Genomic DNA, 10303 nt, shown 5'->3' with positions numbered 1-10303 from the left:
TTTTGCCTGGTGACAATAGAGACGTGGAACCACCTGATCCCTTACCGAACTCAGTCGTGAAACGCGTCATCGCCGATGGTAGTGTGGGGTTTCCCCATGTGAGAGTAGGTCATTGCCAGGCACCTAATAAACAAAGAACCCCAGTACCGAAAGGTCCTGGGGTTTTTTGTTTTTTGGTAGCAAGGAGACTTCTGAGCGAATGCCCATGTGACCACGCATGCACTGAAAGTGCGGCGGGGAGGCGCTGCAAGCGTCGCGAAGCGATGACGAGCAACGCTCGGCACCTATTGTAGGTCATTCACTCGAACACCGTTCGTAACCTATTGTAGGTCATTTCGAACTTCGTACAGGATCTCTGCCAAATCCATCGCGGCCTTTGCAAGACCGCTCCAACGGTTTTAAAAAGTCTCTGCCGACGTCAATAGCGGATGACAGGCTGAAGGCCAGTCACCGTAGCTTCGTAGTGAGTTAAGCACACCAGTGACTGGCTTTAGCCTGTCATCTGCTGTCCAATTACGCGCCCAACCTTCCCGGCCTTTGCAAGACCGCTCCAACTACCCCCTCAAATGCTCGGCAAAGAACGCTAAGGTTCTCTCCCAAGCCAGCTCTGCTTCAGCTTCGCTGTAGCGTGCAGTCGAGTCGTTGTGGAAGCCGTGGTTCACTCCTGCGTAGGTGTGAGCGGTATAAGTTTTACCTAGCTTATCCAGAATCGGTTGATAGTCGACCCAGGTGCCATTCACCCGCTTATCGAGCTCTGCAAAGTGGAATTGTAATGGAGCAGTGATCTTCTCAAATCCGTCTTCAGCAGGCGTTCCATAGAAAGGGACACCGGCGTTCAAATCTGATCCTAGATCGATCGCCAGTTGGTTGACTAGGTATCCACCAAAACAGAATCCAACCATGCCCAGTTTGCCACTGCTGAACTCGTGATTCTTAATAAACTGAGCGGCTGCAATGAAGTCTGCTACGATTTTGCTACGTTCTAAGGTGCGTTGCATTGCGCGGCCTTCGTCATCATTGCCTGGATAACCACCCAATGGATAGTAAGCACACCAGTGACTGGCTTTAGCCTGTCATCTGCTGTCCAATTACGCGCCCAACCTTCCCGGCCTTTGCAAGACCGCTCCAACTACCCCCTCAAATGCTCGGCAAAGAACGCTAAGGTTCTCTCCCAAGCCAGCTCTGCTTCAGCTTCGCTGTAGCGTGCAGTCGAGTCGTTGTGGAAGCCGTGGTTCACTCCTGCGTAGGTGTGAGCGGTATAAGTTTTACCTAGCTTATCCAGAATCGGTTGATAGTCGACCCAGGTGCCATTCACCCGCTTATCGAGCTCTGCAAAGTGGAATTGTAATGGAGCAGTGATCTTCTCAAATCCGTCTTCAGCAGGCGTTCCATAGAAAGGGACACCGGCGTTCAAATCTGATCCTAGATCGATCGCCAGTTGGTTGACTAGGTATCCACCAAAACAGAATCCAACCATGCCCAGTTTGCCACTGCTGAACTCGTGATTCTTAATAAACTGAGCGGCTGCAATGAAGTCTGCTACGATTTTGCTACGTTCTAAGGTGCGTTGCATTGCGCGGCCTTCGTCATCATTGCCTGGATAACCACCCAATGGATAGAGAGCATCGGGTGCAAAGGCAATATAGCCTGCTTTAGCAAGACGTCTAGCGACGTCTTCAATGTATGGATTCAAACCACGGTTCTCGTGGGCAACCAGCACGGTCGGCGCATCATTCATCTCATCGACCCCTGCTGGAACAACTAGGTATCCGCGCCCTTTTCCATGACCTTCAGGCGAATCAAACTCGACATATCTCCCTTTGATATCAGGATCATTGAATGAGACCTGTTCCGCTAGGGCGTAGTTCGGTGTCAGCGCTGTCGTCATAGCACCTAGGGTTAATCCTGCAATGCCTAAAGTGCCTAAGCGCGCTAGGAAGGTGCGTCGGTCAATATCACCGTGTGCATATTCGTCGTACCAATCAAACGCGACCTGAGGAATGGTCAGCGGGGTTTGTTCTTTTTGTTTCATATCCATGGTTGCACTCCTGTGCTGATGATTTACAGATACTCTTTTGCCTATACGTCGGTTTCTTACTACTGGAGCAAACTCTATAATTAGTCTCTTATTTATAGCTTAGGATTTTGAAATGCGCCTAATGATATTTTTATTAACGGCCCTGCTTGTGTCGGGCTGCGTGCCATTCGTTCCGTTTTTCTAATTCTAATATGCCATCAGATTTCACTATTAATCGCTTCACCACCGAGTTCTCACCGTCTGAGGACCGAATTCGAATGGTGGTCGAAGAGAGTCAGCAGCAAACGATTGTCATTTGGCTAACGCGTCGTCTTTTGGTGCGACTCATTGGGGCGATGGTTAAAGCGATTGAATCAGAGACAGTGGGGCGTCCTGAGTCGGATACTCTTCAATCATTTACTCAATACCGTGCTCAACAAGCTCAGGTCGAAGAGGCACCTGTTAAGGCGATAGAGTGCAGTTCTGAGTGGTTAATCAATCGTGTTGATCTGAATGTCTCGCATGAGCGACTGACGTTAAAGCTATTCTGTGATGAGGAGTGTGCCACTCTTGCCATGCCTCGTGTTAATGCTCGTCAGTGGCTGAATATTATGCACCGGCTATTTGAGGTCGCTGAGTGGCACTATGATAAATGGCCTAGTTGGCTTCAGCAGTCCCCCTCAGTGACTCAGCCGGCCCTGGTCCATTAAGACCGCGTCAAAATTCCATTAACAGTTTATTTACTATGCTCGCATCCATTAACGCCCTGCTACCCGATTTGCTGACCGTATCAGAATCTTGGTTTCTAATTGTGCTTTCAGGCTTTACCTCGCTGCTAACGGCAACGCTTGGCATTGGTGGCGGCGCGCTGTTGCTAGCGGTCTTGGCGCAGATAATGCCGCTTGCTGCACTGATTCCGGTGCATGGATTGGTCCAATTTGGCTCTAATTTTAATCGTGCAGTGCTGACTTGGCGCCATATTGATCGTCCATTGATCGCTCAATTTATGGCGGGTGCCGTCATAGGAGCGGTGATTGCGTCGTTCATCGTCGTTCAGTTGCCCCTGACGTGGATTCAAATTGCGGTTGGCCTATTTATATTATGGATCGTTTGGGGGCCTAAACCGAAAGGGGGAGGTCTCTCTCCAAAAGGGGCAGTTGTAGCAGGCGGGTTAACCACGATTATCTCGATGTTTGTTGGAGCAACCGGCCCTTTAGTCGGTGGGCTTGTCTACCGCACTGGAGCGGATAAGCTATCGAAAGTAGCGACAATGGCCGCAGCATTGACGGGGCAGCATCTATTAAAGGGTGTTGTGTTCGCGTTTGTTGGATTCTCATTTCTTGAGTGGCTGCCCCTCATCTCATTGATGATCCTATCGGGCGCAATAGGCACTTGGGTCGGACTCAACATTCTGCACAAGATCTCTTCTGATCTCTTTAATCAGCTGTTTCGACTGGTCATTACTCTGCTTGCGCTGCGATTACTGTGGCAGGGGGTCGAATCGTTTTTATGGCATTAACACCAAACCAGCCGCGGCCGTTAATGCTGTTGCGGTGAAACGTGCCAACCACTTAGTGTTTGACTCATCAGCGAGCTTTTTCTGCAACCAGCGGCCACCCGATGCATAAGCAATTAACGCACCGATCTCTATCACAATAAAGGTTCCGCCCATGACAGTAACCTGCTCGGCGATATTGGCTGTTGGATCCATAAATTGTGGAAAGAAGGCGGTGAAGATCAGGATCAACTTAGGGTTGGTTGAGGCGACGATCGCTTCTGATCGAGCCATCTCCCAGATTTTTGTCTCTTGTGCATCGACACTGTTCAGGTTGACCTGTGCACGGAGTGATTGCCAGGCCATGTAGAGCAAGTAAGCGGCACCGATTAGCTTCATAACAAAGAAAGCGTGTTCGCTTAGTGCAAGCAGCGCTTCTAGGCCATAAGCAAGCAGAACCAGCATCACCACCATGACGGGTAGACGCGCAAGACCGGCAACTGATGCAGCAAAGAGTGAAGTGCGTGTCCCATGTATCAGTGCTATCAGGTTATTGGGACCAGGGAAAAAGTTCATCCCGATACAGGCTGGAAGGAATATCCACCATTGAGCTTCGTTCATATCTCTCCCTATTTCCCTAAAGAGTCGGTTAACAGCAGGTAAGCTATTGTCCACATAGTAAGGGCTACGAGGCAATCTAATACGCGCCAAGCCAGTGGATTGGCAAACAGAGGTGTAAGCGCTCTCGCACCGTAGCTAATGGTTAAAAACCAGAGCAGAGAGAAACTGGATGCACCGGCTGCAAACCAATAAGTGTCTAGGCTGTCATAACGCCCTGCAATGCTGCCCAGTAGTACCACAGTATCTAGGTAGACATGGGGGTTAAGCAGGCTTAAGGCTGCGGTTGCCATCAATGCTGTAGAGAGGCTGCTAAAACCTGCGCTTTTATTAGCTTGTAGAGTGTTGCTTTTGAGTGCCGACAACCCTGCTTTGCATCCATAGAGTATCAAAAAGGCAGCACCGCCCCAGGTAACCAAGGTTAAAAATAGCTCGGAGCGATTGATTAAAGCACCCATGCCGGCGGCACCCGCAAAAATTAACAGGGTATCGATCAATGCGCAGGTGAGGGCAATCTGCCAAAAGTAGTGCTGCTTAACTCCTTGGGTTAATACAAAGGCATTTTGAGCACCAATCGCAGCGATTAAGCTCGCTCCGGTAATGGCACCTGTAATGTAAGCAGTCGGTAGCAATGTCATAGTCGGTCCAAACCAAAAGAAGCCACGGAGTTCGTGGCTTCTTGATGGCTATCCTATCTAAGCGATCGCTTAGAACGGGATGTCATCATCAAAGTCATCAAACGCAGGAGGCTGCTGTTGCGGGGCTTGTTGTTGCGGCGCCTGCTGAGGCGCTTGTTGACGCGGTGCACTTTGCTGAGGTTGTTGGTTGTAACCCATATCGCCGCCCTGCTGTTGGTAACCGCCGCCCATGTTGTCGCCACCGCCATTTCGGCCATCTAGCATCTGCATTTCGCTCGCTACGATTTCAGTAGTGTAGCGATCTTGGCCATCTTGACCCTGCCATTTACGGGTACGCAGTGCGCCTTCAACGTAGACTTTTGAACCTTTGCGAAGGTACTCACCAGCGATCTCAGCAAGGCGGTTAAAGAATACAATGCGGTGCCACTCGGTACGTTCGTTCATTTGCCCCGTGTTCTTGTCTTTCCAAGAGTCACTGGTTGCCAGTGTGATGTTGGTCACCGCACCACCGTTTGGCATGTAACGAGTCTCTGGGTCACCACCAATGTTACCCACTAGAATTACTTTATTAATACCGCGTGCCATTCTTATCTCCGCACAAAAACTTTAATCAATTTAGGTTACTTTAACAGATCAAAAGCGGCGATTCAGCCGTAATTGCAATCTACTTATCTGTCGTATTGAACTGCATGATATAGTACTCGTTTTTTCACGGCCGGAGCAGTAATGGACACAATTCTGGTACGCGGTGCGCGCACCCATAACCTTAAAGGGATCGATCTAGAGATACCCCGCGATAAGTTAGTCGTAGTCACCGGTCTATCGGGATCTGGTAAGTCCTCACTTGCCTTCGATACGCTCTATGCTGAGGGACAGCGACGTTATGTCGAGTCACTCTCTACCTACGCGCGTCAGTTCCTATCGATGATGGAAAAACCCGAGGTGGACCACATTGAAGGTCTCTCGCCGGCCATCTCTATTGAGCAGAAGTCGACCTCCCACAACCCGCGTTCAACGGTCGGTACCATTACTGAGATCTATGACTACCTGCGCCTTCTTTACGCTCGTGCGGGTGAACCGCGTTGTCCTGATCATGATCTACCTCTAAAGGCGCAAACTATCAGTCAGATGGTCGACCAAGTGTTGGCACTGCCAGAGGGGTCTAAACTGATGCTACTGGCACCTGTTGTGCAGGATCGTAAAGGCGAGCATCTGCACACTTTGAATGAGTTAAGAGCCCAAGGCTTTGTTCGAGCTCGTATTGATGGCACGGTTGTTGATTTAGATGATGTCCCGGCGCTCGATAAGAACAAGAAGCACTGTATTGATGTGGTCGTAGATCGTTTTAAAGTGCGATCTGACCTACAGCAACGTCTTGCTGAGTCGTTTGAAACCGCCATCAATCTTACCGACGGTCTGGCAACGGTTGATTGGATGGATGAGGGTGCGGGCGAAGAGATGATCTTCTCTGCGCGTTTTGCTTGTCCTAAGTGTGGGCACTCCATTCAAGAGCTAGAGCCGCGCCTCTTCTCTTTCAACAACCCACACGGCGCTTGCCCAAGCTGCGATGGTTTGGGGGTTAAGCAGTATTTTGATCCCAACAAGGTTGTTCAAGATAACACTCTGACGCTCTCTGAAGGGGCAATTCGTGGTTGGGATCGACGCACGCTTTACTATTTCCAACAGCTTAAAGCAGTTGCCGAACACTACGGCTTTGATATCGATACGCCGTTTAAGGATCTGTCTAAAAAGCATCAAGAGGTGATCCTCTATGGCAGCGGTACTGAGACAGTACCATTCCGCTACCTGAATGATCGTGGCGATATCGTCTCTAAATCACACGCTTTTGAAGGGGTTATTAATAACCTTGAGCGTCGTTATAAAGAGACTGAGTCAGACATGGTGCGTGATGACTTAGCGAAGTACATCAACATGCAGCCTTGTCCGAGTTGTTCTGGCAGTCGTCTGCGTCGTGAAGCGCGTCACGTATTCATCGATGACAAGACACTGCCAGAGCTTGTACGTTACCCCATTGGTTCAGCATTGGACTACTTCAATGGCTTGAAGCTAGAGGGAAAACAGGGCGAGATCGCAGAGAAAGTGCTGAAAGAGATCCGTGAACGACTCAGCTTCCTTGTCAATGTCGGACTTGATTACCTCTCTCTAGAGCGCAGTGCAGAGACTCTATCAGGCGGCGAAGCTCAGCGTATTCGTCTGGCCAGTCAGATTGGTGCCGGTCTAGTCGGTGTGATGTACATCCTAGATGAGCCCTCTATCGGTCTGCACCAACGCGATAATGAGCGTCTTTTGAAGACGCTTGAGCATCTACGCGACCTGGGTAATACCGTGATTGTCGTTGAGCACGACGAGGATGCGATCCGCCAAGCTGATCATATTATTGATATTGGTCCTGGTGCCGGTGTACACGGTGGCGAGGTTGTTGGTTCTGGAAGCTATGAGGATATCGTTAACAGTGAGCGCTCACTTACTGGTCAATACCTCTCCGGCAAGCGTGCCATTGAGGTGCCCAAGCAGCGCCATGAGCGTGATCCTAAGAAGTCGCTCAAACTGTTTGGGGCCTCTGGTAACAATCTGCAAAACGTCGACCTAGAGATTCCGGTTGGCCTGTTTACCTGTATCACCGGTGTATCGGGCTCTGGTAAGTCGACACTAATTAATAATACGCTCTACCCGATTGCGGCAACGGAACTGAATAACGCGACGACCTTAACGCCAGCTCCGTATAAGAAGGTGGTCGGTATGGACCACTTCGATAAGGTGATCGATATCGATCAGAGTCCAATCGGTCGTACCCCTCGTTCAAACCCTGCAACTTACACCGGTATCTTTACTCAAGTACGTGAGCTATTTGCCGGTACCCAAGAGGCTCGTTCACGTGGCTACAAACCTGGCCGATTCAGCTTCAACGTTAAAGGCGGACGCTGTGAAGCCTGTCAAGGTGATGGTGTTATTAAGGTAGAGATGCACTTCCTACCGGATGTGTACGTGCCCTGTGATGTTTGTAAAGGGAAGCGTTACAACCGCGAAACTCTGGAAGTTCAGTACAAGGGTAAAAACATCCACGAAGTGTTGGACCAAACGGTTGAGGACGCACGAGAGTTCTTCGATGCTATCCCAGCCTTGGCTCGCCGACTACAGACTCTGATCGATGTCGGCTTGAGTTACATCCGATTAGGCCAAGCGGCAACGACCCTGTCTGGTGGTGAGGCGCAGCGCGTTAAGTTGGCCAAAGAGCTCTCTAAGCGTGATACGGGAAAAACACTCTACATTCTCGATGAGCCGACGACTGGTCTGCACTTCTATGATATTGAACAGTTGTTGACTGTTCTCAATCGTCTGCGCGATCACGGCAATACCATCGTTGTCATCGAGCACAACCTCGATGTGATTAAAACGGCGGATTGGATAGTCGACTTGGGGCCTGAAGGTGGCAGTGGCGGTGGCAGTATTGTCGCTGAAGGAACCCCTGAGCAGGTGGCTGATACTCAAGGGTCCGAGACAGGGCGTTTCCTGAAACCGATGCTCTAAAACCGACAGCTACAAAAAAGCCGGCACATCTGCCGGCTTTTTTATGTCGCTTGAGATCAGTCCAGCTGACTAAGATCGCGAACGGCACCCTTATCTGCTGCCGTAACGAGTTTCGCGTAGGCTTTTAGCGCTGCAGAGACTTTACGAGGACGCTCTTTAGCAGGCTTCCATCCCGCAGCATCTTGAGCTGCGCGACGAGTCGCTAGCTCTTCATCGCTGACAAGCACATCGATGGTGCGATTCGGAATGTCGATACGAATCATATCGCCATCTCGAACAAGACCGATGTTACCGCCACCAGCAGCTTCTGGTGAGACGTGACCGATCGATAGGCCTGAAGTACCACCCGAGAAACGACCATCAGTAAGTAGAGCACAGGCTTTACCTAGACCCTTAGACTTGATGTATGACGTTGGGTAGAGCATCTCTTGCATGCCTGGGCCACCCTTAGGGCCTTCGTAACGAACAATGACAACGTCACCCGCTTTGACCTGGTCGTTTAGGATGTGATCAACCGCTTCGTCTTGAGATTCGGTGATGTGTGCGGGTCCTTCAAACACAAGGATCGAGTCATCAACACCGGCTGTTTTCACAACACAACCATCTTGAGCTAGGTTGCCGAACAGTACCGCTAGGCCACCCTCTTGAGAGAAAGCGTGCTCTACTGAACGGATACAACCCTCGGCGCGATCCCCATCAAGAGATGGCCAGCGCGTCGATTGAGAGAAGGCTTGTTGAGTTGGAATGCCGGCAGGACCCGCTTTGTAGAACTCAACGACTTCCGGTGTTGGATTACGCATGATGTCCCATTTGTCGAGCACTTCAGCCATATCTTTACCAGCTACGCTTGGAACGTCGGTGTGTAATTTGCCGCCACGATCGAGCTCACCCAAAATGGCCATGATGCCACCCGCACGGTGTACATCTTCAATGTGGTATTTAGGTGTATTTGGCGCCACTTTACAGAGCTGTGGGACGACGCGTGAAAGACGATCGATGTCAGCCAATGTGAAGTCGATCTCTGCCTCTTGAGCAATCGCTAGAAGGTGAAGAATGGTATTGGTAGAACCGCCCATTGCGATATCCAGCGTGATCGCGTTTTCAAAGGCTTTGAATCCAACGCTACGAGGTAGAACGCGTTCGTTGTCATTCTCGTAGTAGTCCTTTGCCATCTCAACGATGCGGCGGCCTGCCTCTAGGAAGAGGTTTTCACGGTCAGCGTGGGTTGCCACGACCGTACCGTTACCTGGTAGAGCAAGACCTAAAGCTTCTGCCAAACAGTTCATCGAGTTGGCCGTAAACATACCAGAACAAGAACCACAGGTTGGACAGGCTGAGCGCTCAACGGCGTCTACTGTCTCATCGGAAGCCGTTGGATCGGCTGCCAGTACCATTGCATCGACTAGATCGAGTTTGTGCTCTGCTAGTTTTGTCTTGCCGGCTTCCATTGGGCCGCCGGTGACGAAGATAACAGGGATGTTCAGGCGCATAGAGGCCATCAACATTCCCGGTGTGATCTTGTCACAGTTAGAGATGCAGACAATGGCATCGGCACAGTGTGCGTTCACCATGTACTCCACTGAGTCGGCGATGATGTCACGGCTAGGTAGAGAGTAGAGCATACCGTCGTGGCCCATCGCGATGCCGTCATCGACGGCAATGGTGTTGAACTCTTTTGCAACACCGCCCGCACGTTCGATCTCACGTGCGACTAGCTGCCCCATGTCTTTTAGGTGAACGTGGCCGGGAACGAACTGAGTAAATGAGTTGGCTACGGCAATGATCGGTTTGTGAAAGTCATCATCTTTCATGCCAGTTGCACGCCAAAGCGCGCGGGCACCAGCCATATTGCGGCCAGCGGTGGATGTTTTTGAACGGTACTGTGGCATCGTCTTCTCTCTTTTGATTACGCCAAAAAATTATCCACTCAGTATATCAGATTGAACGAAATGATCAGCTTAAAGACTTGTTCGCAGGTTCCTTATT

At 50.5% G+C, this 10303-nt stretch carries 9 protein-coding genes and 1 rRNA gene; 4 read left to right on the top strand and 6 right to left on the bottom strand.

The genetic code is table 11. The features are described from left to right. Positions 1-5 precede the first annotated feature (5 nt). A 5S ribosomal RNA gene (rrf, locus tag XMD579_RS03825) occupies positions 6-121 on the top strand. Between the two features lie 433 nt (positions 122-554). Here rrf and XMD579_RS03820 read toward each other — a convergent pair. Then, the gene (locus XMD579_RS03820) at positions 555-1037 is read right to left on the bottom strand and encodes a dienelactone hydrolase family protein (protein WP_371815172.1); all 483 of its coding nucleotides are present in this window, start codon (positions 1035-1037) and stop codon (positions 555-557) included. Positions 1038-1129: 92 nt separating this feature from the next. Continuing rightward, positions 1130-2038, bottom strand: a complete 909-nt coding sequence (locus XMD579_RS03815) for a dienelactone hydrolase family protein (protein ID WP_173505853.1) — start codon at positions 2036-2038, stop codon at positions 1130-1132. 191 nt (positions 2039-2229) lie between these two features. On the opposite strand from XMD579_RS03815, the gene XMD579_RS03810 reads away from it, so the two are divergent. Then, entirely contained in the window at positions 2230-2727 is a 498-nt protein-coding gene (locus XMD579_RS03810) for a hypothetical protein (protein WP_173505852.1), read from the top strand. Positions 2728-2762: 35 nt separating this feature from the next. Next, entirely contained in the window at positions 2763-3536 is a 774-nt protein-coding gene (locus XMD579_RS03805; protein WP_173498780.1) for a sulfite exporter TauE/SafE family protein, read from the top strand. On the opposite strand, the gene XMD579_RS03800 is transcribed toward XMD579_RS03805, so the two are convergent. From XMD579_RS03800 to ssb, 3 genes are all read right to left on the bottom strand, one after another. Beyond that, positions 3525-4133 (bottom strand): LysE family translocator, encoded by a 609-nt coding sequence (locus XMD579_RS03800; RefSeq protein WP_173480025.1) that lies wholly within the window; start codon positions 4131-4133, stop codon positions 3525-3527. The two genes, XMD579_RS03805 and XMD579_RS03800, sit on opposite strands and share 12 nt — an antisense overlap. An 8-nt stretch (positions 4134-4141) precedes the next feature. Next, entirely contained in the window at positions 4142-4768 is a 627-nt protein-coding gene (locus tag XMD579_RS03795) for a LysE/ArgO family amino acid transporter (RefSeq protein WP_173482818.1), read from the bottom strand. 69 nt (positions 4769-4837) lie between these two features. Then, positions 4838-5353, bottom strand: coding sequence for a single-stranded DNA-binding protein (gene ssb, locus XMD579_RS03790; RefSeq protein WP_173480027.1), 516 nt, complete (start codon positions 5351-5353; stop codon positions 4838-4840). Between the two features lie 141 nt (positions 5354-5494). On the opposite strand from ssb, the gene uvrA reads away from it, so the two are divergent. Beyond that, entirely contained in the window at positions 5495-8317 is a 2823-nt protein-coding gene (gene uvrA / locus XMD579_RS03785) for an excinuclease ABC subunit UvrA (RefSeq protein WP_173505851.1), read from the top strand. 56 nt (positions 8318-8373) lie between these two features. On the opposite strand, the gene ilvD is transcribed toward uvrA, so the two are convergent. Then, the gene (gene ilvD, locus XMD579_RS03780) at positions 8374-10206 is read right to left on the bottom strand and encodes a dihydroxy-acid dehydratase (RefSeq protein WP_173488965.1); all 1833 of its coding nucleotides are present in this window, start codon (positions 10204-10206) and stop codon (positions 8374-8376) included. Between the last annotated feature and the right edge of the window lie 97 nt (positions 10207-10303).

It is taken from the genome of Marinobacterium sp. xm-d-579, assembly GCF_013282935.1.
In the GTDB taxonomy this organism is placed as follows: domain Bacteria; phylum Pseudomonadota; class Gammaproteobacteria; order Pseudomonadales; family Balneatricaceae; genus Marinobacterium_E.
Note: the sequence above shows the minus strand (reverse complement) of the source record. Positions and strands in the feature narration are given on the sequence as shown.